General features: G+C 48.2%; 23 protein-coding genes. 16 read left to right on the top strand and 7 right to left on the bottom strand.

The genetic code is table 11. From position 1 onward, the window contains the following. Window positions 1-44: 44 nt before the first annotated feature. Window positions 45-1,022 (top strand): 3D domain-containing protein, encoded by a 978-nt coding sequence (locus C0977_RS09180; protein WP_101913179.1) that lies wholly within the window; start codon window positions 45-47, stop codon window positions 1,020-1,022. Between the two features lie 110 nt (window positions 1,023-1,132). Here C0977_RS09180 and C0977_RS09175 read toward each other — a convergent pair whose 3' ends face one another. Next, window positions 1,133-2,011: an MBL fold metallo-hydrolase gene (locus tag C0977_RS09175; protein WP_023054084.1), complete on the bottom strand. Its 879-nt coding sequence runs from the start codon at window positions 2,009-2,011 to the stop codon at window positions 1,133-1,135. A 453-nt stretch (window positions 2,012-2,464) separates the two neighbouring features. Between C0977_RS09175 and rpsB the strand changes: the two genes are divergently transcribed. The 12 genes from rpsB (at window position 2,465) to C0977_RS09115 (ending at window position 13,184) form a co-directional block, all read left to right on the top strand. Then, window positions 2,465-3,199 carry a 30S ribosomal protein S2 gene (gene rpsB, locus C0977_RS09170; protein WP_101913178.1) on the top strand — a complete coding sequence of 245 codons (735 nt, stop codon included), beginning with the start codon at window positions 2,465-2,467 and terminating at the stop codon, window positions 3,197-3,199. Window positions 3,200-3,313: 114 nt separating this feature from the next. Continuing rightward, a complete protein-coding gene (gene tsf, locus C0977_RS09165; protein WP_101913177.1) occupies window positions 3,314-3,961 on the top strand; it encodes a translation elongation factor Ts in 648 nt (215 codons plus the stop codon). An 82-nt stretch (window positions 3,962-4,043) separates the two neighbouring features. Continuing rightward, window positions 4,044-4,766 (top strand): UMP kinase, encoded by a 723-nt coding sequence (gene pyrH, locus C0977_RS09160; RefSeq protein WP_023054117.1) that lies wholly within the window; start codon window positions 4,044-4,046, stop codon window positions 4,764-4,766. Between the two features lie 48 nt (window positions 4,767-4,814). After that, window positions 4,815-5,375: a ribosome recycling factor gene (gene frr, locus C0977_RS09155; RefSeq protein ID WP_023054110.1), complete on the top strand. Its 561-nt coding sequence runs from the start codon at window positions 4,815-4,817 to the stop codon at window positions 5,373-5,375. Next, window positions 5,372-5,617, top strand: a complete 246-nt coding sequence (locus tag C0977_RS09150; RefSeq protein WP_234987634.1) for a hypothetical protein — start codon at window positions 5,372-5,374, stop codon at window positions 5,615-5,617. The genes frr and C0977_RS09150 overlap by 4 nt, the downstream gene beginning before the upstream one ends. Then, window positions 5,614-6,375: an isoprenyl transferase gene (locus C0977_RS09145; protein ID WP_023054112.1), complete on the top strand. Its 762-nt coding sequence runs from the start codon at window positions 5,614-5,616 to the stop codon at window positions 6,373-6,375. Before C0977_RS09150 ends, C0977_RS09145 begins: the two co-directional genes overlap by 4 nt. Before the next feature lie 15 nt (window positions 6,376-6,390). Further along, on the top strand, window positions 6,391-7,215 hold the full coding sequence (locus tag C0977_RS09140; protein WP_023054109.1) for a phosphatidate cytidylyltransferase: 825 nt from the start codon (window positions 6,391-6,393) through the stop codon (window positions 7,213-7,215). Window positions 7,216-7,241: 26 nt separating this feature from the next. Continuing rightward, window positions 7,242-8,264 carry an RIP metalloprotease RseP gene (rseP, locus tag C0977_RS09135; protein ID WP_101913176.1) on the top strand — a complete coding sequence of 341 codons (1,023 nt, stop codon included), beginning with the start codon at window positions 7,242-7,244 and terminating at the stop codon, window positions 8,262-8,264. 12 nt (window positions 8,265-8,276) lie between these two features. Then, window positions 8,277-9,347, top strand: a complete 1,071-nt coding sequence (gene ispG, locus C0977_RS09130; RefSeq protein ID WP_200814260.1) for a flavodoxin-dependent (E)-4-hydroxy-3-methylbut-2-enyl-diphosphate synthase — start codon at window positions 8,277-8,279, stop codon at window positions 9,345-9,347. Window positions 9,348-9,351: 4 nt separating this feature from the next. Further along, window positions 9,352-11,085 (top strand): proline--tRNA ligase, encoded by a 1,734-nt coding sequence (locus tag C0977_RS09125; protein ID WP_101913175.1) that lies wholly within the window; start codon window positions 9,352-9,354, stop codon window positions 11,083-11,085. Window positions 11,086-11,156: 71 nt separating this feature from the next. Then, window positions 11,157-11,636, top strand: a complete 480-nt coding sequence (locus C0977_RS09120; protein ID WP_145995090.1) for a MarR family winged helix-turn-helix transcriptional regulator — start codon at window positions 11,157-11,159, stop codon at window positions 11,634-11,636. A 264-nt stretch (window positions 11,637-11,900) separates the two neighbouring features. Then, window positions 11,901-13,184 carry a hypothetical protein gene (locus C0977_RS09115; RefSeq protein WP_101913173.1) on the top strand — a complete coding sequence of 428 codons (1,284 nt, stop codon included), beginning with the start codon at window positions 11,901-11,903 and terminating at the stop codon, window positions 13,182-13,184. A 22-nt stretch (window positions 13,185-13,206) separates the two neighbouring features. Here the strand turns inward: C0977_RS09115 and C0977_RS09110 are convergent, their stop codons facing one another. The 3 genes from C0977_RS09110 to lexA form a co-directional block, all read right to left on the bottom strand. Next, complete coding sequence (locus C0977_RS09110) at window positions 13,207-14,601, bottom strand: NCS2 family permease (protein WP_101913172.1); 1,395 nt, start codon at window positions 14,599-14,601, stop codon at window positions 13,207-13,209. Between the two features lie 193 nt (window positions 14,602-14,794). Further along, complete coding sequence (locus C0977_RS09105) at window positions 14,795-15,667, bottom strand: phosphoribosylaminoimidazolesuccinocarboxamide synthase (protein WP_101913171.1); 873 nt, start codon at window positions 15,665-15,667, stop codon at window positions 14,795-14,797. A 292-nt stretch (window positions 15,668-15,959) separates the two neighbouring features. Then, on the bottom strand, window positions 15,960-16,577 hold the full coding sequence (gene lexA, locus C0977_RS09100) for a transcriptional repressor LexA (protein ID WP_101913170.1): 618 nt from the start codon (window positions 16,575-16,577) through the stop codon (window positions 15,960-15,962). A 169-nt stretch (window positions 16,578-16,746) separates the two neighbouring features. Between lexA and C0977_RS09095 the strand changes: the two genes are divergently transcribed. Further along, window positions 16,747-17,073 carry a LysM peptidoglycan-binding domain-containing protein gene (locus C0977_RS09095; protein WP_023054063.1) on the top strand — a complete coding sequence of 109 codons (327 nt, stop codon included), beginning with the start codon at window positions 16,747-16,749 and terminating at the stop codon, window positions 17,071-17,073. 46 nt (window positions 17,074-17,119) lie between these two features. Here C0977_RS09095 and C0977_RS09090 read toward each other — a convergent pair whose 3' ends face one another. Together C0977_RS09090 and C0977_RS09085 are read right to left on the bottom strand one after the other, a co-directional pair. Beyond that, entirely contained in the window at window positions 17,120-18,106 is a 987-nt protein-coding gene (locus tag C0977_RS09090) for a site-specific integrase (RefSeq protein ID WP_200814259.1), read from the bottom strand. Window positions 18,107-18,182: 76 nt separating this feature from the next. Then, complete coding sequence (locus C0977_RS09085; protein ID WP_101913168.1) at window positions 18,183-19,589, bottom strand: PLP-dependent aminotransferase family protein; 1,407 nt, start codon at window positions 19,587-19,589, stop codon at window positions 18,183-18,185. A gap of 114 nt (window positions 19,590-19,703) precedes the next feature. Here C0977_RS09085 and pdxS point away from each other — a divergent pair, with 114 nt between their 5' ends. After that, window positions 19,704-20,597 (top strand): pyridoxal 5'-phosphate synthase lyase subunit PdxS, encoded by an 894-nt coding sequence (gene pdxS / locus C0977_RS09080; RefSeq protein ID WP_101913167.1) that lies wholly within the window; start codon window positions 19,704-19,706, stop codon window positions 20,595-20,597. 1 nt (window position 20,598) lies between these two features. Continuing rightward, a complete protein-coding gene (gene pdxT, locus C0977_RS09075; protein ID WP_101913166.1) occupies window positions 20,599-21,249 on the top strand; it encodes a pyridoxal 5'-phosphate synthase glutaminase subunit PdxT in 651 nt (216 codons plus the stop codon). Between the two features lie 54 nt (window positions 21,250-21,303). Here the strand turns inward: pdxT and C0977_RS09070 are convergent, their stop codons facing one another. Further along, window positions 21,304-22,188, bottom strand: a complete 885-nt coding sequence (locus C0977_RS09070) for a LysR family transcriptional regulator (RefSeq protein ID WP_023054082.1) — start codon at window positions 22,186-22,188, stop codon at window positions 21,304-21,306. Window positions 22,189-22,288: the final 100 nt, after the last annotated feature.

Below are 22,288 nucleotides of genomic sequence, written 5' to 3'. Positions count from 1 at the left end.
GGGCATGAGTCCTCTGATACAATTGTGCCGATTGGAGGAATTGCATGCAAACGCGATATTTTAGGCCCATTTCACGGATGTATGCCTTATTGATCGGACTTCTGGCCGTCGTGTTGCTGACCGGGTTCATCGATAAAGGCCGTTCCGTTATAATAGATGCAGACGGGCGACAGGAAACGGTATATACGCATGCCGTAAATGCCGCGGCCCTGCTCAGAGAAGCGAATATTCCCGTTGCCGCCGAAGACGAAGTAGAGCTGTCGACAACAACGCTGGAAGACGGCTCCGTCATAACGATTCGTCGCGCCGTTCCCGTCACGCTCGTTTACAAAGGGGAGAAGCGCCTGGTCGCTACGGGAAAACGCACTGTTGCCGAGGTATTGCCGCAATACGGTTATGATCGGGAAAATTATCGGGCTTACGAAGACGCTAACGGTCCGGTTCAAAAAGATATGACCATTCATATCGGTTCTCTATCGCGCAAAGTAATTACCGAAGATGCCGTCGTACCGTTCGCCATTGAAAGCATTCCCGACGAAGACCTCGGACAGGGAGAAGAAAAGGTTTTACAGCAAGGCGTCAACGGCAGAAAACGGGTACAATCGGCCATTATCAGTCTTGACGGCAAGGCCGTCGGCAGAGAGGTGCTCCATACGGAATTGATTACGGAAATGCAGCCTCTTATCCGACATGTGGGAACAAAGGCTGCGGTAGAGATCAATACCGGTACGATAACGAAGTATTCCAAGGTACTGACAATGGAAGCTACGGCGTATTTGCCGACGGACGGCAACGGCGCGGGCCTGACAAAGTTGGAAACGAGAGCGCGTTATGGCGAAATCGCCGTTGACCCCAATGTTATTCCGCTGGGAACAACTGTTTTTATTCCCGGCTACGGTATCGCGACGGCTGAAGACACAGGCGGCGATATTCTCGGCAACCGCATTGACTTGTGCATGGAAGATTATACAGCCTGCATGGCTTTTGGCAGGCGTACGGTCCTGGTTTACATATTGGAATAAAAAAACAGGCTTTCGACGATGATCGGAAGCCTGTTTTTTCGGCAGTATCGAGCTTGAATCGGCCGGCTTTTCTTCTCCAGCGGCAAATGAATACCGCTTTTCGTTTCCCCTTATTTCTGTACCCAAAGCAACATATTATTTTCAAAGATTGCATTGAGTTTATCCGTGTCTTTTAACCAGGCGAGATAGGAACGGACTGTACTGCCGATAAGCACATATTGTTCAAAATTCATCGTCAAGGCATATGCTGTAAACAGCCGCTGCAAGATTACTTCAAAGCAAAGCGGCTCCCGGCATAAATCAACGATCTTATCTGCAATTTCCCGTACTTTATCAATGTTATATTGCGCCAGATCCGAAATATTCTCCGTTACTGCCGCATGGGCAGGGACAAATATGGTTGCTGTAAGTGATTTTACCATTTCAAGCGTTTTTATGTAAGCCGCCACATCATGGATAAAGCCGATTTGATACTTATCCAATATTTCCCGGCTGGACAGGCAATCAGCAAGAAAAACGACATCGTCAGGCGTTCGGAACCCAACCATGTCAAAGAAATGACCGGGCAAATTAATGATTTCAAAACCTTTGGGCAAGACGTCTTCAGTTAAATACGCTGCATGGCTCTCCTGTGCCAAAAGAAATTTATGTCTGAGGTCTTTACAGGGATAGCCGCCATATAAAAAAGATGGTTCTAAAATCGGATGGTTCGTAAATGCGCAATCAATGCCTGGCGCATAGATTTTACATCCGGTCTGTCCTTGCAAATACTTATTACCGCCAATATGGTCCGCATTGGCATGGGTATTATAAATTGCCCTTAAATTCCAAGCGTTTGCTTCCAATATTTGACGTATTTTACGTCCTGCATCCTTGTCATTTCCGCTGTCAATCAGACAAACATCTCTTTCATTCAGCTTTACCAGCCCTATTTTTGCGGGACTTTGAATGTAATAGCTGTTGTCTGAAAGTGGTATCAATTCATACATGGCGTATTGCCTCCTTTCGTGACTCGGAGAAAAGATGGTATTGTGAACCGCTCCTGTTACTTTGCTGCCTGATCGAAAGAGAGCGTTTTGTTTGTACTTAATTATACTACGAATATTATCACATATAAGCATGAAAAACCAACGATTCCTTCGGCATCATACACAGGTTACGTGTAAGGCGTCAAATATGTGTTACCTTATGGAGAAAGGGAAAAACGATAAGACTCAAAAGAGGAATTTTAGTGTAAAGGAATTTTCGCGAACCGCAACACACCAGGACATCGATCCGTACCTTAAAATCGAGATAAAAAACAGCTTGTTTGCCTGTCTCTGCTGTGCTATAATATGAAAGGTTAAAAATACACACGTACCGTCGAGTCTGCTGCTGTGCCGTACAGCTTACGGTAAATGCGGGCAATGACCGGACAGAGGACAAACAGGAGGAATGAACGAATGGCAGTAGTATCTATGAAACAATTATTGGAAGCAGGTGTCCACTTCGGACATCAGACACGTCGCTGGAACCCGAAAATGGCTCGGTTCATTTTCACGGAACGCAACGGCATTTACATTATCGATTTGCAAAAGACGGTCAAGAAAATGGATGAAGCATATAATTTCGTCCGTGATCTGGCTGCGCAAGGCGGTTCCGTTTTATTCGTAGGCACCAAGAAACAGGCGCAGGATTCCATTAAAGGTGAAGCCGAACGTTGCGACCAGTTCTATGTAAACGAACGTTGGCTCGGCGGCATGTTGACTAACTTCCAGACTATTGAAAAACGTGTAAAGCGCTTAAAGGCTTTGGAAAAACAAGCTGAAGACGGCACTTTTGACGTGTTGCCGAAAAAAGAAGTCATTTTACTGAAACATGAAATGGAAAAGCTTCAGAAATATCTTGGCGGTATCAAGGAAATGAAGAAGCTGCCTGACGCACTTTTCATCATTGATCCGAAAAAAGAAGAAATTGCCGTAGCTGAAGCCCGTAAGCTTCACATTCCCATTATCGGCACTGTTGATACAAACTGTGATCCCGACGTAATCGATTATCCGATTCCGGCAAATGACGACGCAATTCGCGCCGTGAAATTGCTGACCGGCAAGATTGCCGACGCCGTACTGGAAGGCCGTCAGGGCGAACAGAATGAAGCGGCTGCTGCAGAAGTCGAAGAAGCAACGGAAGAAAACTGAGCGGCGCGTTCGTGAATTGAATGTATGAAAAAAGGTAAGGAGTGTTCCATTCCTTACCTTTATTAAACTGGATAGTTACTATCATTATTACTCATCATTAGGAGGAATCGCTCAATGGCTATTACAGCAAGCATGGTAAAGGACTTAAGAACAAAAACGGGAGCAGGCATGATGGATTGCAAAAAGGCGCTGGCCGCAACTGACGGTGATATGGACAAGGCCGTTGACTTTTTGCGAGAAAAAGGATTGGCTGCCGCCGCGAAAAAAGCTGACCGCATTGCTGCCGAAGGTCTTGTTTATTCCTACATTCACGGCAACGGCCGCATCGGCGTTCTCGTCGAAGTAAACTGCGAAACCGACTTTGTTGCGCAAACAGACGGCTTCAAAGATCTCTGCAAGGATATTGCCATGCAGATTGCAGCCGCCAATCCGTCCTATTTGAAACGTGACGAAGTTCCTACTGAAGTGTTGGAACACGAAAAAGAAGTTCTCCGCCAGCAAGCGTTGAACGAAGGTAAGCCGGAAAAGATCGTTGAAAAGATGATCGTCGGCAGAATCGAAAAATATTACAAGGAAAATTGCCTCTTGGATCAGGAATTCATCAAAGATCCCGATAAGACGGTAACACAGATTATCAATGAAAACATTGCCAAGATCGGTGAAAAGATAGACGTTCGTCGTTTCACGCGGTATGCGCTGGGTGAAGGTTTGGAAAAACGGAACGATGATTTTGTTTCCGAAGTAATGGCTCAAGCTAAATAAGACATTAATAAGAGAACACCCTATCGTGTTCTCTTATTTTCTAAGCGGACAAAAGCGATTGGGAAACAGGGAGGCTCCACGTATGAAAAGAGAATTTAAACGAATCGTCTTAAAGTTGAGCGGAGAAGCGCTGGCAGGGACACAAGGCTACGGCATTGACCCGATGACGGTCGAAACGATTGCCGATGATATTGTCGCTGTCACCAAACAGGGCATCCAGGTGGCGATCGTCGTCGGCGGCGGCAATATTTGGCGCGGTCTTTCCGGCAGCGCCAAAGGAATGGATCGGGTGTCCGCCGATTATATGGGTATGTTGGCTACGGTAATGAACTCATTGGCCCTGCAGGATGCATTGGAAAAAAAAGGCGTAGCTACACGCGTCCAGACAGCGATCAATATGCAACAGGTAGCTGAACCGTACATCCGTCGCCGTGCCATTCGTCATATGGAAAAAGGGCGCGTCGTTATTTTCGGCGCCGGTACGGGCAATCCTTATTTTTCGACAGATACGACAGCGGCTCTTCGCGCTGCGGAAATTGAAGCCGATGCCATCTTAATGGCAAAAAAATTCGTTGACGGCGTTTACGACAGTGATCCGAAAGTAAATCCAGACGCTAAGAAGTTTTCTCATCTTTCGTATTTGGAAGTAATCAAGCGCGAATTGGGGGTTATGGATGCTACGGCCACAACGTTGTGCATGACTAATGATATCCCTATCCTCGTTTTCAGCATCGACATTCCGGGGAATATTGTCAATGCGGCGAGAGGCAAAGAAATCGGCACCTTAGTCGACAAAGAAGACTAAAAGCAGTATGATATAGCTATACCAATTCATTGAAGGAAGTGATCCGCTATGGACGTCAAAACATTACTGACAACGCATGAAGAAAAAATGGATAAAACGATTGAAGCGTTGAAACGCTCACTGGCTTCGATCCGCACAGGCCGCGCCAGCACATCTCTGTTGAATCGCGTCAGCGTCGATTACTACGGTACGGCAACACCGGTAAACCAGGTCGCCAACGTCTCGGCGCCGGAACCGCGTCTGATCACTATCGTGCCGTGGGAACGGAATATGCTCGGTCCGATCGAACGGGCAATCTTGAAGTCCGATCTCGGCCTGAATCCGAATAACGACGGTACCATGATCCGCTTGGAAATTCCCCAGTTGACGGAAGAACGCCGAAAAGAATTGAGCAAAAAGGTAAGCAAAGAAGCGGAAGATGCCAAAGTGGTTATCCGCAATATCCGCCGCGACGGCAACGATGCCATCAAAAAGCTGGAAAAGCAAAAGGAAATTACGGAAGATGAAAGCAAGGAAGGTCAGACGAACATCCAGAAGCTGACAGATAAGAAAATCAAGGCCGTCGACGAAATTAAGGAAAAGAAAGAAAAAGAAGTTATGGAAGTATGATTGCGATAGAACAGCTTATTGGCATGCCCCTTGGGTATGCCAAATCTGTATTGGAAAGAGAATCCGTAGCCTATGTTGTAGAAAAAACGGAATCGAAAAGTCGCTTTTTCATCTGTGATCCGACTCTCGTTTACGTTATTCGCGTACGCCGCAAGGCGAATGTCGTTTATCTCTTGGTCAACGAGAGCCTGAAAAGAAGCGACTCAGTTCGTAAGGCTATGGAAAGGAGATATAATTCATGATTCCGAAGATATTTTCGAAAGATCGCAAGACAGACGGGACAGCGAATCTCGATAAGGCGAATATTCCCAGACATGTCGCTATCATCATGGACGGCAACGGACGCTGGGCGAAACGGAAGGGCTTGCCGCGCAGTGCCGGACACTATGCCGGCGCCAAAACGTTGAAGCGTATCGTCTTGGCCGCCGATGAGCTGGGTATTAAAGTCCTCTCTGTATACGCGTTTTCAACGGAAAATTGGAAACGGCCACAGGCGGAAGTGGACTATATTATGGAGCTCATGCACTCCTATTTAAGTCAAAATCTTCTGGAATTGAAAGAAAACAATGTACGCCTTCGTTTTATTGGAGATATGAGCCGTCTGTCAGATAAACTGCGTGCCGTTTTTATCCGATCCGAAAATGATATGAAGGACAATACGGGCCTGATCCTCAATGTTGCAGTCAATTACGGCGGCAGACTGGAAATCACGCAAGCCGCTCGTCAATTAGCGGCCGACGTAGAAGCCGGTAAGCTGTGCGCAGCTGCAATAAGGGAAGAAGATTTGGCGGCAAGGCTGTATACGGCTCCGGAAAATGACGTCGACCTGTTGATCCGCCCCGGTTCAGACAGCCGCGTCAGCAATTTTTTGTTATGGCAGATGGCTTACGCCGAATTTTGGTTCACACCGCTCAGCTGGCCGGATTTTACCAAGGATACGCTGATCGATGCCGTATTGGCATATCAAGGTCGTGAACGGCGTTTCGGCGGCTTGAAATAAAGGAGGCCGAAACTTGTGTTAACACGTCTTGCAACGGGATTTATCGGCGGAGCCCTGGCGATTTTTATCATCTATGAAGGTAATTGGCTTTTTTTTCTGATGATTCTGCTTTTGGCCTTATTGGGCTGGCATGAATTTGACGGATTGGCGCGCAAGCTGAAAGGACAAATTCCTGTAAAGGTGATGTCTCTTTGGCTGGTTTTATATTTTACGGCATTTTGGTTCTCCAATACGAAAGGAACCGTATTGCTCACCGCTTTCGCGTTCACCTGGTTTATGCTGCGCATGGTCTTCCGCTATGGCCGGTTGAAGCCTTCTGATTCCGCCTTGGGCTGTTTCGGGCTGCTTTATGTTACAATCGGCTTTTCCGCGATGCTGGCCATTCGTGAAGGCATGGTCGGTTCTTACCTGACCGCAGCGTTTTCGGAACCGCAGCTCCAACCGGGGCGTTTTCTGTTCTTTCTTCTGATCTTCTCTACCTGGGCCAGCGATACCTTTGCTTTCTTCGTCGGCAAAGCGAAGGGGAAGACGAAGCTTTGCCCCGCGATCAGTCCCGGAAAAACCAGGGAGGGGGCCTTGGGCGGTTTTATCGGAACCGTCGCCGTCGCGCTTTTTTGTGCGGCAATCGGCCATTTCTCACTGCTTCACGGCTTTGTCATCGGCCTGATCATTGCCGTCATGGCTCCGTTGGGAGATCTGGCGGAGTCGATCCTGAAGCGAAGCGCTGCCGTCAAAGATTCCGGCTCTCTGATTCCCGGACACGGCGGCGTGCTGGATCGCTTTGACAGTTTACTTCTGGCGGCGCCGGCTGTTTATGCATACTTGATATTGATCGCTTAGACTTTCCGTCAGAAAGGACCATTCTCTTGGGTATAACAATAGGAGCGACCATTTTCGTGTTCAGCGTTATCGTTTTTGTACATGAATTTGGTCATTTTATCACGGCCAAGATGACGGGTATGCAAGTCGATGAATTTGCTATCGGTTTTGGCCCCAAGCTTTTCAGTTATCAATACGGACCGACGGTATATTCTCTGCGCGTTATTCCGTTGGGCGGTTTTAATCGAATCGCCGGCATGACGGAAGAAGAAGCGTTAAACGAACGATCGTTTTTGAACAAGCCTATCTTATCTCGCCTGATCGTCATTGCTGCCGGTGCGTTCATGAACTTTGTCCTGGCTGTTTTTATTATTTGGGGACTGATGTTCGCTGTCGGTACAACGGAGGTTTCGCAGGAGCCGATTGTCGGTTCCGTCATGACCGACTCCCCGGCAGCGCAAAACCGGCTGCAGCCGGGCGATCGAATCCTCTCCATCGGCTCCGACAAGATTACGAAATGGGCAGATATTTCATCGGCCGTAGATAAACATGTCCATGATATTATCCCCGTCGTCATCGAACGGGAGGGAACGAGAATGACCGTTTCCATGATCCCCAAGACCGATGAGCAAAGTAAACGGGCGCTGCTGGGAATTACGCCGACGGTCACGCGACAGGAGCACGGATTTTTCGAGTCTGCCGGACTCGCTGTTCGCCGGACGGGAGAAATCTGCTATATGATGCTTGACGGTTTATATCGCATGGTGACCGGAACGGCAAAGGCTGAATTGGCAGGACCGCTCGGCGTAGCACAATTAGCCGGTCAGGTTGCTTCTTTGGGCTTTGTCAATTTGCTTATGTTCACGGCATTTCTCAGTATCAACTTGGGAATTTTAAATTTACTGCCCATTCCCATGCTTGACGGAGGTTATTTGATCCTGATTCTCCTGGAGGGGATCATGCGGCGGCGGCTGCCCGAAAAGGCCTTGTACTACATTCAGGTTGTCGGCATTGCCATTCTCGGCTCGTTGTTTGTCTTTGCCATGCTTCAGGATATCAGTCGTTTTTAGGAAGGATTGCTGATGATAAGGAGAAGAAAATCGCTGCCTGTACATGTCGGCAGTGTGATAATCGGCGGCGACGCGCCGATTTCCGTACAAACCATGTCGACAGTCAATCCTGTCGATACGGACGCCGCCGTTGCCGACGCGAAACGTTTGGCGGCTTGCGGAGCCGAGATCATCCGTTTCGCCGTTCCCAATATGGCGGCGGCAACGGCGCTGAAAAAATTGACAATGCAGCTGTCTGTCCCTCTGGTGGCAGATATTCATTTCGATTATCGCCTGGCCCTGGCAGCCGTGGAAAGCGGAATCGCCGCCTTACGGATAAACCCCGGCAATATCGGCAGTGAAGATAACGTCGTCGCCGTCGTGGAGAAAATAAAGCCCCATGGCATTCCCATTCGGATCGGTATCAATTCCGGTTCGTTGCCTGACGATATTCTGGCTGCCGACGGCGGCCATCCGACAGCATCAGGCATGCTGGAAGGCGCATTGCGCCATATACGCATATTGGAAAAAATGGATTATCGTCAAATAGTCATTTCCTTGAAATCTTCTGACGTACCGTTGATGATTGAAGCCTATCAGACTTTGGCGGAAAAAGTTCCTTATGCCCTGCATCTGGGCGTAACCGAGGCCGGATTGGCCCAAACGGGAACGATCCGTTCGGCCGTCGGCATCGGTACCCTGCTGTACAACGGAATCGGCGATACATTGCGCGTTTCCTTGACCGCCGATCCTGCTGAAGAGATCAAAGTCGGACAGGAAATCTTGACGTCCCTGGGATTGCGCCGTTTCGGTCCGACACTGATTTCCTGTCCAACCTGCGGCAGAACGCAAGTCGGCTTAATCGCCTTGGCAAAGGCCGTGGAAGAAAGGCTGAAAAGCATATCACAACCGATTAAGGTAGCTGTCATGGGCTGCGTTGTCAATGGACCGGGTGAAGCCCGTGAAGCCGATTTCGGCATTGCCGGAGGACAGGGGATGGGGATCGTCTTTTCTCACGGAACCGTTTTGCAGACAGTCAAGGAAGCCGACCTGGTAGATACGCTGTTTGCAGAAATTAATACGTATATAGCAAAGGAGTCATAATCACATGTTAGCTTCAAAATTATACAGTCCGACACTGCGTGAAATCCCGTCAGATGCCGAAGTCGTCAGTCACCAGTATATGCTGAAAGCCGGTATGCTCAGAAAAAACGGCGGCGGTATTTATACGTTCCTGCCCCTTGGGCGTCGCGTCATTCGCAAGATAGAGGCTATTGTCAGAGAAGAAATGGACAATACCGGTTCACAGGAAATCATGATGCCGATCATGCAACCTGCGGAAATCTGGCACGAATCCGGTCGCTGGAGCGCTTACGGACCGGAAATGTTCAAACTTGAAGACCGTCATCATAATCAATACTGCCTCGGTCCTACACACGAGGAACTGATCACGACGTTGGTGCGTAATGAACTTCGTTCCTATAGACAGATGCCGCTTATTCTGTATCAGATGCAGAACAAATACCGCGACGAGATCCGCCCCCGTTTCGGTTTGATGCGGAGCAGGGAGTTCGTCATGAAGGATGCATATTCTTTTGACGTCGATGAAGCAGGAATGCATAAAAGTTACGAATTAATGTACGATGCGTATATGCGCATTTTTGACCGCTGTGGCCTTCAATACAAGCCTGTTCAGGCCGACTCGGGGCAGATCGGCGGCAGCCGTACGCACGAATTTATGGCCTTTGCCTCTGCCGGCGAAGCCGACGTCGTGACCTGCAAACACTGCGATTTTGCAGCAAATGTGGAAAAGGCGGTTCCCGGAACATTGACGACAGCAAAAGAAGAGCCGCAGCCATTGGAAAAGATTGCCACGCCAAACTGTTCGACAATAGAAGATCTGGCCGCATTCATGAAGATCCCCGTCGAAAAAACGATCAAGGCCGTAGCTTTCGTCGTAGATGAAGATAAAATAGTCCTCTGCATGGTACGCGGAGACCATGAAGTGAATGATGTCGTTATTCAGCATCTTGTCGGCGGTAATACGATTGAACCGGCCAATGAAGATGATCTGAAGGCCCACGGCCTGCAGCCGGGATACATGAGTCCCATCAATGCCGACACCCCTGATAATGAAAAATTTTTCGTTTTTGTCGACCCGACAGCGATGAATGTCTGCAACGGCGTAACCGGCGCTAATGAAGCGGGATATCATTTTACCAATGTCGATCCGCAGCGTGACTTTAAATCCGTTCAGGTAGAAACGATCCGCATGATCACGCAACGCGACGTCTGTCCTGTCTGCGGCGGCGAAATCGAATTTGCCCAGGGGATTGAAGTCGGGCAGGTTTTTGAATTAGGTACGAAATATTCGGACTCCTTACAGGCTACCTTCCTCGATCAAAACGGTAAAGCCAAACCATACGTCATGGGAAGTTACGGTATCGGCGTCACCCGTACAATGGCCGCAGCCATTGAACAGTATCATGATGACAAGGGTATTATCTGGCCTGCCGCTATCGCTCCTTATGAAGCCGTTATCGTGCCGGTCAGCACTAAAGACGAAGATATGGTGAAAATTGCCGAAACTTTATATGCTGAAATAAAAGCGCTCGGCGTTGAAGTCGTGCTCGACGATCGAAACGAACGTGCCGGCGTTAAATTTAATGACGCCGATCTCATCGGCTATCCTGTTCGTCTTACGGTCGGTAAGAAGAGTGCCGCTGAAGGCACTGTCGAACTGAAAGTACGGCGAACCGGCGAAGAAAAAGTAATCACCATTGCAGAAGCGGCGGCCAGGACGTGCGCCGTTATCGGCGATCTGAAAAGCAAAAACATGTGATCTTAAAGAAGCGCAAGGATAAGCTGAGCTTGTTCTTGCGCTTCTTTTACGTAATCAAGGACGGTGGAAGTATGAACATGGAATTGTTTCCTACGAAAAGCGAATTGGAAGAGGCGACACGTAAAGCGACGGGAATCAATAAAACGGCAGTATTGGCTATGATCAGTATCAGTCAAGCTGCTGAAGAAATACGGACGACACTGGGAAAAACGCTGGAAAGCCAATATCGGCTTTCAGAGGGGAAACTGCACATCCTTTTGCTCCTTTATCGCCAGAAAAGCGGACTGTCTCCTTCTTCGTTGGCAAAAAAGAGCGGAGTGACGAAGGCCACGGTCAGTGTAATGATTGGCCGCATGAAAAATGAAGGGTTAGTAAGCGAAAAAGAAAATGGGATAGACAGAAGAGGGAAGCAAATCGCCTTAACCGAGTCAGGTCGAATTTACGTGGACTATGTACTGCCGCAATATTATTTGCGTTTGTCACAGATGATGAAAAATTTGACGGAAGAAGAACAGAAGATCCTGTTGTCTCTGCTCCATAAGTTAATTTAAATCACATTTTAAATAATTAGTTAGCTAACTATATTAATATTTTTACAGTAACTAAGACTTTATCTTTCTTTTTGTATTATTAGGCTGAAGAAAGACTATATTCTTTCGTTAATTTTTCTATCCGTTGAAAAGGAAAGTTACGCTGTTACAATCTTTTCATTTTCATATTACTGAATTTTAATCCTTTTTTAATCCTCGTTTCACCGTCTTTTAATCTTTCCATGAGACAATGAGAGAAGAAAAGTGCTGAAACGAGGTGTGTTCATGTTAAAGAAACAAGCTGAAACGGTTGTGACGGCAAAGCGAAAAGGCAGAGAGACTCTTTTGAAACTGTGCAGAGAAGGCGATCTTCTTTTGGAACGATCCTTTTCCTGCAACATACAGTGTGAAAGCAGCTTACGGCAAGCTGTCAGCGTCTACGAAAAAGCGCTGGCATACGCACGGGAAAGTGAACGCAGACTTGTCCTCGCGCCCTTGGCAAAGGCGTATTTCAGGGGGTATTTCACAAAAGCTGCCGCCCGTTCTTATCAAAATCACCAGTGGGCTCAACAGGCCATACCGTATTTTCGTGAATTAATCGCTTCCGACGTTACCGTCACCGTACTGTATCGTTTCGCGCTCCTGCTGTATCGGGACGCTCACGATTTTACCAATCCCGAACCTTTTCAGCAAAAAAAACGACAACAGCAGGAAGCGTACGCCATATACGATCGTACCATCAGGACGGTTAAAGCATTGCCGCAGGAAGAAAAAGCCGATTTCGCCGGCATTTACGTCAGATCGTGTTACGGCTTGTGCCGCAGCGGCTTGGAATTGCTGCCGCAGCGCTCCCTTATCGGTGACGAATGCAGACTTCTCTTTCCCCGTCTGGTGTCGGACAACCGGGATCAAGAGGGCCGAACCGCTCTGTTCAAGCGTTGTTATGAAGCGATTGATACGGCACGCCGAGAAGAAAAACTGCCGCGTAAAGTCATAGATTTGCAGCGTTTGATAAGTCAGGAACAGTCCTTTGAACAAGCTTGGGACATCTACTACCTGCTGGGAAAGTTATTTGATTACGGTTGGCAATATGATCTTCACCCGCATAAAAATGCTGCATATGACGCTGCCTTAAAATATTATCATTACGCCGCATCCTTCGATCTCCTGCGACGCCGTTCCGGCCGTAGTGTTCACGGCTTTTTCTATATGTACGAATCGCTTTTGCTGATGACACTCCGTGGCAGAGATCTTGATAAATACCGCTACCTTTGGAAGACGTACGAAATGGAGCAGCTTTTGCCGCAACCGCACCGCGATCTGCTGAATGCCCGCTTCCACATCATCAACGACGAATGCGAAAGAGCGGCAGCGCTGCTGTTGCCTTACGCCAAAAAAACGCCGCAACAGGCGGGACTGTCGCCGCGCAAGGCGACGGCGCTGCTGGACATCATTACGATCATCCGAACAGCGTCGTTGAAAAAGCTGCGCGGCACTTACAAGCCCTATCAATTCGTATGGCTTCATAAAATCCGAGACTATGTGCAAAAAAAAGAAGCCGTCAGCTGACAGCTTCTTTTGGCTCAATCCTTTACAGGAAAATGTATTTCCCGATAAACAGAATCGCCAGAATATACATTAAAATACTGATTTTATCACGACGGCCTGTACAGAAATTGATCACTACATACGAAATGACGCCGAAGGAAATGCCTTCTGAGATACTGTAACAGAAGGGCATGGCGATAATGGCAATGTAAGCAGGAATGGATTCCCTCAGATCGTCAAAGGCAATACCGGTTACTGCAGTGAGCATGAGGAAGCCGACGATAACCAGAGCCGGAGCCGTAGCGAAAGCGGGGATTGCCATGAAGAACGGCGACAGAACCAGAGAAAGAGCGAAGAAGATAGCTACAAAGACGGCGGTCAGGCCGGTCCGTCCGCCTTCACTGACACCGGTAGCGCTTTCGACGTAAGTCGTCGTCGTGCTGGTTCCCATTAAAGCGCCGAAGGTCGTTGCAAAAGCATCTGCCAACAAGGCCCCTTTAATACGGGGAAGTTTGCCTTCGCTATCGAGCATATCCGCTTTGGAAGAAACGCCGATCAGAGTTCCCAAGGTATCGAAAATATCGACGAAAAGAAAGGCGAACATGACGACGAAGAAGTCGATGCTGAACATATTGCTGAAATCCAGCTGTCCCAAAATAGGCGACAGGCTTGCCGGCATAAATGCGGCGGCGCCGGCTGAAAGATTGGGGATGACGCTGTACATATGCATTTCCGGATTAGGAACGTACAGGCCCGTCATTTCACAAATGATACCGAGAATCCACGTAAACAGGATGCCCCAAAGAATATTGCCGCGTACTTTTCTGACCATCATAATCGCCGTAAAAATGATGCCCGCCATAGCCAAAAGCACTGTGATGCCCGTTGTCTGAAAGGTTCCGGCGGCAACCGATTGCTTAAAGGAAAAGAGTGATATCTTCGTAGCCGGGTTGGCAACAATGATCTGCGCATTTAGAAGCCCGATCAAAGCTATAAATAAGCCGATACCGGCGGAAACGGCTTTTTTCAGGTTCATCGGAATGGCGTTAAAAAGGGCTTCGCGAATATTGGTGAGAGAGAGAATGACAAAAATAATACCTTCTACAAAAACTGCCGATAATGCCATTTGCCAAGAATACCCCATTTGCAACACGACTGTATAAGCGAAAAAAGCGTTCAGCCCCATACCGGGAGCCAGTGCAAAGGGATAATTAGCCAAAACGGCCATCAGCAACGTTCCCAGACAGGATGCCAGCGCTGTCGCCGTAAGTACGGCGCCCTTGTCCATGCCGGCACCGCTCAGGATAGTAGGATTGACAGCCAAAATATAGGCCATCGTCATGAACGTCGTGATTCCTGCCAACAATTCGGTTTTGACCGATGTTCCGTTTGCCTGCAAATGGAACAATCGATCCAGAAATCCTTCTTTGTTCTCCATTGTATCAACTCCTCAGCAGAATAAAATGACCAGATAATATAATAATATAATCATTACAATTCCTTGTAAATACTGACCTCTTCTTTTTTGTAAAAAGAAAGATCTTCACTCCACAAGAAAGCGAAAAACTGCGCGGCTGAAGCGGATGACCTGTCTTCGGCCGTGCAGTTCTGCAGACACATGAATAAGGAAATTATCGGAAGTCCCGGCCCGTCAATAACTGATAGGCTTCTTTGTATTTTTCAATCGTTTTGTCAATAATATCCTGCGGCAAGAGGTAATCGCTATCCGGATGTGCCTTCAACCAGTCGCGAACAAATTGTTTGTCGTAAGAAGGCTGCGATTTACCGGCTTCATAGCCTTTGAGCGGCCAAAAGCGGGAACTGTCAGGCGTCAGCATTTCGTCACCCAAGACGATCTGCCCTTCTTCATCAAGTCCGAATTCAAATTTCGTATCGGCAATAATGATGCCGCGGGAAAGCGCATAATCTGCGCATTTTTTATAAAGGGCAAGTGTGTAGTCACGAATTTTTTCGGCATATTCACGCCCTTTTCCGGGGAATTCTTTTTCTAAATATGCAATCCCCTGTTCTAAGGAGACGTTTTCGTCGTGATCACCGATTTCCGCCTTGGTGCTCGGCGTAAAAATCGCTTCCGGCAATTTTTGTGATTCACGCAGACCTGCCGGCAGCGTAATGCCGCAGACCGTGCCGTTTTCTTGATAGCTTTCCCAGCCGCTGCCGGTAATATAACCGCGAACGATACATTCCATAGGAATCATGGTCAATTTTCGGCATTTCATGCTGTTTCCCGCAAATTGTTCCTGTTGGAAAAATTCAGGCATATCGGCAGTATCTACTGAAAGCATATGGTTCGGCAAGATATCCTTGGTAAAATCAAACCAGAATTTTGACATTTGCGTCAAGATAGCGCCTTTTTGTGTGATCTTGTTTTTTAAGATATGGTCGAATGCAGAAATTCGATCCGTTGCCACCATGATGATGCTGTCACCGGCATCATATACTTCACGCACTTTCCCGGATTTATACGGTTTGTATTCTTTCATCTTCATGCCTCCAGTAAAAAATTATAAACTTATGATTCTTCCTTATCATATCACATTTTCCGTACAGCGTCGATAACGACAAAAGCACGGGGAAAGGGCTAGGTTGGTCTTGTTTCGCTCGCGCCCTATTCATGCGTACAGGGCTTCGTAAAACGGCAAAAGGTTACCGGCCCATACGGACGCCAGATTTTGCCAAATAAAAAACACGGCCTCCTGCAAGGAAAAGCCGCGTTTTCTGAAAATAAAAACGACGTATCGTTTATCGTAATGTTACAAGGTAGTCCGGCGTCGGTCAATACAGGCGGAAAACGCCGATAACCTTGCCGAGAATCTTACAGTTACGCGTGTAGATGGGTTCATAGGCATCATTTTCCGGCTGCAGACGAACGCAGTCCTTTTCCAAATAGTAGCGCTTAACCGTCGCTTCATCTTCAAGCATGGCCACGACAATCTCGCCGTTTCGCGCCAGATCCTGTTTTCGCACAATAAGCCAGTCGCCTTCCAGTATACCGGCATCGCGCATACTGTCGCCGCGAACGGTCAGCATAAAGCAGTCGTCATCGCCGATAAATTCGGCAGGAAAGGGGTAGACATCTTCAATAACTTCTTCCGCCAGAACGGGAACGCCGGCGCGCACCTGGCCGACGATAGGGACGGGAACAACTTTTTTTGACCGCCACGAACCTTCATCGAGCAACTCGATGGTACGGTTTTTGGAAGAACCGCGACGAATCAGACCGTTTTCTTCCAGACTTTTCAAATGAGAATATACGGTCGCCGTAGAACTGAGACCGACGGAACTGCAAATTTCACGAATCGAAGGCGGATAGCCGTTCTGATGGACACAACTGCGGATATATTCCAGAATCTGACGTTGCCTGTGATTTAAGAGTTTTTCATTATTCAGCATATTGATCTCACTCCTATATAGTGTATCTTTATTATACGGTGTTGCAGGAGAAAAAGCAAACATTTGTTTCATTTACCTTGACAAGAACATATGTTCGGCGATATAATAATCACAGCCACCAAACAATTGTTTGCAAAACATCTGTTCTCTTTGCTGGGAGTGATCTGCTATGAAAAAATCACCAAAAAAACGCGGCACCGTACGGCGCCTTCGCTATATCGCTTTATTCTTCGTTTTAGCCGCCGCCTTCATGCAGGCAGGTTGGAGTTATTATGCCGATAAGGATTACGTAGCCGTTCGGGTCGAAGAGGGAGATACGATCTGGAAATTGGCTTCTTCCGTGGCCGAACCGGGAAGCGATATACGCAGCCAGGTCTATGCCATCGTGGAAGCCAACCATTTGTCTCATTCCGAAGATATCCGCCCCGGACAGATTTTGCAGATTCCCGTAGAAAAGGGAACGGCAGCAGCGGCCAAAGCAAAATTTTCACATTGACAGTAAGCCGGAAACAGCCTTCATCAAAAAAGATGAAGGCTGTTTTTTAGGTATCACCGGTAATTTTTAAGATCGGATTATCAATCAGACTGTCCGCCTCATCAATATAACGCCGCAGAACAGCTTGGGATTTATGACGCGTCTGACGCATAATCTGCCGCTCCTCCACGCGATGTTGTGCCGCCGAGGTAGCAAAACCGTGACGCAGGCTGTGCGCGCCATATTCGGCGGGATCCATACCGACGACAGCGACATAGTGTTTGACGAGCAAGGCAATCGCCTTGTCGGAAATACGAGTCTTGCGGATGCCGCGTCCCTTTGTAAAACCGCGGAAAACAGGCCCCGTCGTAATGCCGCTGACTGCAAGCCAGTGTTTTAAAGCCGTAACGGCGCAAATATCCGTATCCTTAATGACGGGTATCGCAATGCGCTGTCCTTGTCCCAAATGATCGGTTTTCGATTTCCGCAAGGTAATGACCAAGCCCAAACGCTGGAAACGCAAATCTTCAACGTCAAGTCCGGCGATTTCGGACCGGCGCATGGCGCCGAAAAAACCGATCAGAAGAATGGCCTTATCACGGGCAATTTGCAGTTCATCGCCGTCAACAGCTGCCGTCATCTCTCGGATATCGTCATAGAGAATCGGCATTTTCCCCTGTTGCAGCGTACCTTTCATGCGCTTAATACCGCGCAACGCGTTTTTCACCATAGGGAACCGACAGGGATTATCTTTGACCCCCGCTGCCTCATAGTTCTCCGTCAGCGCGCTGATACGTCTGGCAACAGTATTCGCCTTGGCGTTATCAGCCAGATCGTTAATATAATTGACGATCGTTTCGGGAGCAGCAGGAAAGGCATATGTTTCATGCTGCACACACCAATCATAAAAATCGTCCCAGTCCGACGCGTAGGCATCCAACGTATGGGCCGAACGGGAAATGGAAATACTCTGGCGAGATTTATCGGACAACTTCTCATTTGCCGCCAATACGTCTGCCTGACCGATATAGAAATCTTTAGGTGGTCTGTCCATCGTAACCTCACCTCCCCGTATATCCGCTGCGAATCCGGCACCATAGCCGTACATCCGCATGACAACCGGCGGCGCTTCAGCAGCGCAACATGGCGCGGCAAAGTTTTCGCACCGCTTCGTCGATCCGGGTTTCTTCTAAAGTAGAATAATTAATGATAAATGTATGTTCCCGCTGTGAAAGGGGATTGAAATAATATTGCGAAAGACTTGTCAGACGCAAACCTTCTTTCCGGCAACGTTCGATGACCTGAGCGTCAGCGTCTTCAATATCCGCTTGAAGAAGAAAATGCAGCCCTGCACTGGCTTCAATAATTTCCGTCTTTTTTGACAACGGGCTTCGTTTCAAGGCCCGGATCAAATGATCGCGTTTATGTCGGTAAGCTGTCCGTACATGATTCAAATGCCGTTCGAAAAAGCCGTCGCCCATGAACCGGGCCAGCGTATATTGTTCGAAATTGGAAACGGTACAGGACAAGAAGCCAAGCTTTTCCTTAAACGGCAACACCAACTCCGGCGGCAATACGAGATAGCTGATACGGATCGTCGGAGATAAGCTTTTGGAAAAGGTATTCATATAGATAACCTTGCCGGAAGCATCAATGCTGAATAAGGTCGGAATCGGCCGGCCCGTAAAACGAAATTCACTGTCATATTCATCTTCCAAAATATGGCGACCGTCACATTCGTTGGCCCAGCTGAGCAATTCGTAGCGCTTGGCAATGGGCATAATCAGCCCCGTAGGAAACTGATGCGACGGGCTGATGTGAACGACGTCGGCCAGCTGTCGCCGCACATCGGCCATTTTGATACCGTCATCGGAAACGCCGGCGTAAACGCAGGCGGCATTGTTGTACGCGTAGATCATGCGCATTTTGGCATAACCGGGATCTTCCAGACAATATACCCGTTCCGGCCCGAAGAAACGAATCAGGAGACCATACAGGTATTCCGTACCGGCGCCGACGATGACCTGTTCGGGCTCGACATACATGCCGCGAAAATGGCGCAGATGATCACAAATGGCCAGGCGCAGCGCGAGCGCGCCGCCGGCAGGAGTACAGCGCACCAGCTGCTCCTGCTCTTCAGCCATGACCGCGCGCATCGTCTTTGTCCAGGCGGCGAAAGGAAACATTTCGGGCTGAATTTCATTGGAAACAAAATCGGCAAAATAAACCGTTTCTGCCGTCTTTGTCACCGGCAGCGACTGCGGCGCGCGTCGCTGACTGATTCTGCCATGATTCGAAAATGGGGAAACATAAAATCCTTTTTTTGCTACAGAATAAATATATCCCTCAGCCAACAACTGCCCGTAAGCGGTTTCGACAGTCATCGTGCTGATCTGCAGATGCGAAGCCAAACTCCGCTTGGACGGCAATTTTTCGCCGGCCTGTAAAACTTGTGTCAAAATATCCTCTTTAATGCAGTTATACAGCCGTTCATACAGACAGCCTGACCTGTTCCCGTCGAGTACATAGGTAAGCATCTGACCTGATTTCCTCGCAAACTGACCTTGTAATATAAAACTGTTTTGAATATTTTAAAATGGTCAAATATGATTATACTATTACCTGTAAAGAATAACAAGGAGGTATTTATCATGACAACGGAAACGACAAAAGGAAGCAACCGTTATGAATTGAACAAGGAACTGGCTCAAATGCTGAAAGGAGGCGTGATCATGGATGTAACGACGCCGGAACAGGCGAAAATAGCGGAAGCAGCCGGCGCTTGTGCCGTTATGGCGTTGGAACGGATTCCGGCAGACATTCGCGCCGCCGGCGGCGTATCGCGAATGAGTGATCCTGCCATGATCAAGGGAATTCAGGACGCCGTTTCGATACCAGTCATGGCGAAATGTCGCATCGGCCATTTTGCGGAAGCACAGATTCTGGAAGCGATTGAAATCGACTATATTGATGAAAGCGAAGTCCTGTCGCCGGCAGACGACAGTTATCATATTGATAAAACGCAGTTTTCCGTTCCCTTTGTCTGCGGCGCCCGCAACCTGGGGGAAGCCCTACGCCGTATTGCCGAAGGCGCGTCAATGATACGCACCAAAGGAGAACCGGGAACGGGGGATGTCGTCCAGGCTGTCAGCCACATGCGCCTGATCAATGAAGAAATCGCCGCTCTTGCCGCCAAACGGGAAGACGAACTTTTTGAAGCGGCCAGGACATTGGGCGTATCTTACGATCTGATCGTTTATGTTCACCAGAACAAACGTCTCCCTGTCGTCAATTTTGCTGCCGGCGGCATTGCAACACCGGCCGATGCATCGCTGATGATGCAGCTTGGCGCCGAAGGCGTCTTCGTCGGCTCGGGCATCTTTAAGTCCGGCGATCCTGCAAAGCGAGCCGCAGCAATCGTCCAAGCGGTAACTAACTATAAAGACGCGAAACGGCTGGCTGCTCTTTCCGAAAACCTTGGGGAAGCCATGGTCGGTATCAACAAAGACGAAATCGAAGTCCTCATGGCGGAACGGGGGAAATAAGATGAGAGTCGGCGTTCTAGCCGTACAGGGAGCGTTTGCCGAACACGTCCGCATGGTAAAAAAGCTCGGCGCAACTGCCGTTGAACTGCGGCGGCCAGACGACTTGTCGGATAAACCGGACGGCCTCATCCTGCCAGGCGGTGAAAGTACGGTGCAAGGGAAGCTGCTCCGGGATCTGGGCATGTTCGCTACATTGCAGCAATGGATCAGAGATGACTTACCGGTTTTAGCCACCTGCGCCGGCATGATTCTGTTAGCGCGTACACTGAGCAATGACCGGCAACGTTATTTTTGTACCCTGCCGGTCCAAGTCAGGCGTAATGCTTACGGCCGGCAGCTGGGGAGCTTCATTGCAACCGCTCCGTTTCAAGGTATCGGCAACGTTCGGATGACCTTTATTCGTGCTCCGTATATTGAAAAAGCGGATCCTGCTGTCAAAATTCTGGCTACTGTAAATGAACGGATCGTCGCCGTTCGTTACCGCAATCAGATTGCCCTTTCTTTTCATCCCGAAGTAGGTGAAGATACGCGAATACATGCGCTGTTTTTGCAATCTCTGTCAACAGGAAAAGAGCAGGGTACCGTCTTTTCTTTCTCAGAAAAAAACGTTCCAAGGAAACATAACCGCTCTAACGAAACCGTTTTTAGCTGACACTCCGCAATCGCTTGCCAGGCGATTGCGGAGTGTCAGCTGTTTATGATAACCTTATTGAATAGTCGCACAAGAGGAAATAAACAGATCCATCAACGGACTGACCCATTTGTTCTTGTGATAACCGCAAACAGCAGCTATCGTCATATCCGTAAGCTCCGTTCGTATCTCAACGAGACTGCCGGCTTTTAATTCCTCTGCCGCCGCGAAACGGGGCAAAAAAGTAATACCGACATTATTTTTCACGAGGTTCTTAATCGTCGTAATGCTCCACATTTCAATGGTATGATCCAACATGATCGATTTTTTCCGCAGATATTGTTCGAATATCTGTCGGAACACGCAAGTTGGCTCATTAATGATAAACGATACGGGAATCTGCTGATCGGCCGTAATGAAATCGGGAAATCGGTCTCGCATCTCCGGCGAAGCAAGCAATGCCAAACCGTATGTATCAATGGCATGCGTTTTCAGACTGGTACCGAAACCGCCGACGTAGTCGTAAAAAATTCCGATATCCAAAGCGCCCGTCATCAATTCATCACGAATGTCATAACAGTTCATCGATCGCAGAAAAAGCTGTGCTTTCGGCGCTTCTTCACGGAATTTTCGCAGAATCCGGGGTACCTTGTAACATAGCAGCGTCTCGCCGACGCCGACGTGCAAATCACCGCTGTAGCCACTGAGATCTGCATCGAAATTTTTTAACTTATCCAAAGAAAACAGCACATCATCCACATAGGGAATCAATGATTCGCCGGCTTTCGTGAGAACCATTTTTCTGCCGATTTTTTCAAAAAGCTTTATGGAAAGATCCTTTTCCAACTGATTGATCTGAAAAGTTATCGTCGATTGTGTGTAATTTAACCGCTCTGCAGCACGAATAAAACTACCTTCTTCAGTAACCGTCTTGAACGTATGCAAGTATTTCAAGTCCATTCGCTGATCCCTCTTTTTACTATTCAAAAATATTGAATTCAATGTTCGATATGTTCAATTTGAATGAACTTACCTTTAATGATAAGATACCAAATGAAGA

Origin of the sequence: Megasphaera vaginalis (ex Bordigoni et al. 2020) (assembly GCF_900240295.1) — a bacterium.
GTDB classification, from domain to species: Bacteria; Bacillota; Negativicutes; order Veillonellales; family Megasphaeraceae; genus Megasphaera; species Megasphaera vaginalis.
Note: the sequence above shows the minus strand (reverse complement) of the source record. Positions and strands in the feature narration are given on the sequence as shown.

What these genes read in the sequence shown, in the direction of transcription:
- C0977_RS09180 (WP_101913179.1), top strand. Translation starts at nt 45, where the DNA reads ATGCAAACGCGATATTTTAGGCCCATTTCACGGATGTATGCCTTATTG.
- C0977_RS09175 (WP_023054084.1), bottom strand. Translation starts at nt 2,011, where the DNA reads ATGTATGAATTGATACCACTTTCAGACAACAGCTATTACATTCAAAGT.
- rpsB (WP_101913178.1), top strand. Translation starts at nt 2,465, where the DNA reads ATGGCAGTAGTATCTATGAAACAATTATTGGAAGCAGGTGTCCACTTC.
- tsf (WP_101913177.1), top strand. Translation starts at nt 3,314, where the DNA reads ATGGCTATTACAGCAAGCATGGTAAAGGACTTAAGAACAAAAACGGGA.
- pyrH (WP_023054117.1), top strand. Translation starts at nt 4,044, where the DNA reads ATGAAAAGAGAATTTAAACGAATCGTCTTAAAGTTGAGCGGAGAAGCG.
- frr (WP_023054110.1), top strand. Translation starts at nt 4,815, where the DNA reads ATGGACGTCAAAACATTACTGACAACGCATGAAGAAAAAATGGATAAA.
- C0977_RS09150 (WP_234987634.1), top strand. Translation starts at nt 5,372, where the DNA reads ATGATTGCGATAGAACAGCTTATTGGCATGCCCCTTGGGTATGCCAAA.
- C0977_RS09145 (WP_023054112.1), top strand. Translation starts at nt 5,614, where the DNA reads ATGATTCCGAAGATATTTTCGAAAGATCGCAAGACAGACGGGACAGCG.
- ispG (WP_200814260.1), top strand. Translation starts at nt 8,277, where the DNA reads ATGATAAGGAGAAGAAAATCGCTGCCTGTACATGTCGGCAGTGTGATA.
- C0977_RS09125 (WP_101913175.1), top strand. Translation starts at nt 9,352, where the DNA reads ATGTTAGCTTCAAAATTATACAGTCCGACACTGCGTGAAATCCCGTCA.
- C0977_RS09120 (WP_145995090.1), top strand. Translation starts at nt 11,157, where the DNA reads ATGAACATGGAATTGTTTCCTACGAAAAGCGAATTGGAAGAGGCGACA.
- C0977_RS09115 (WP_101913173.1), top strand. Translation starts at nt 11,901, where the DNA reads ATGTTAAAGAAACAAGCTGAAACGGTTGTGACGGCAAAGCGAAAAGGC.
- C0977_RS09110 (WP_101913172.1), bottom strand. Translation starts at nt 14,601, where the DNA reads ATGGAGAACAAAGAAGGATTTCTGGATCGATTGTTCCATTTGCAGGCA.
- C0977_RS09105 (WP_101913171.1), bottom strand. Translation starts at nt 15,667, where the DNA reads ATGAAAGAATACAAACCGTATAAATCCGGGAAAGTGCGTGAAGTATAT.
- lexA (WP_101913170.1), bottom strand. Translation starts at nt 16,577, where the DNA reads ATGCTGAATAATGAAAAACTCTTAAATCACAGGCAACGTCAGATTCTG.
- C0977_RS09095 (WP_023054063.1), top strand. Translation starts at nt 16,747, where the DNA reads ATGAAAAAATCACCAAAAAAACGCGGCACCGTACGGCGCCTTCGCTAT.
- C0977_RS09090 (WP_200814259.1), bottom strand. Translation starts at nt 18,106, where the DNA reads ATGGACAGACCACCTAAAGATTTCTATATCGGTCAGGCAGACGTATTG.
- C0977_RS09085 (WP_101913168.1), bottom strand. Translation starts at nt 19,589, where the DNA reads ATGCTTACCTATGTACTCGACGGGAACAGGTCAGGCTGTCTGTATGAA.
- pdxS (WP_101913167.1), top strand. Translation starts at nt 19,704, where the DNA reads ATGACAACGGAAACGACAAAAGGAAGCAACCGTTATGAATTGAACAAG.
- pdxT (WP_101913166.1), top strand. Translation starts at nt 20,599, where the DNA reads ATGAGAGTCGGCGTTCTAGCCGTACAGGGAGCGTTTGCCGAACACGTC.
- C0977_RS09070 (WP_023054082.1), bottom strand. Translation starts at nt 22,188, where the DNA reads ATGGACTTGAAATACTTGCATACGTTCAAGACGGTTACTGAAGAAGGT.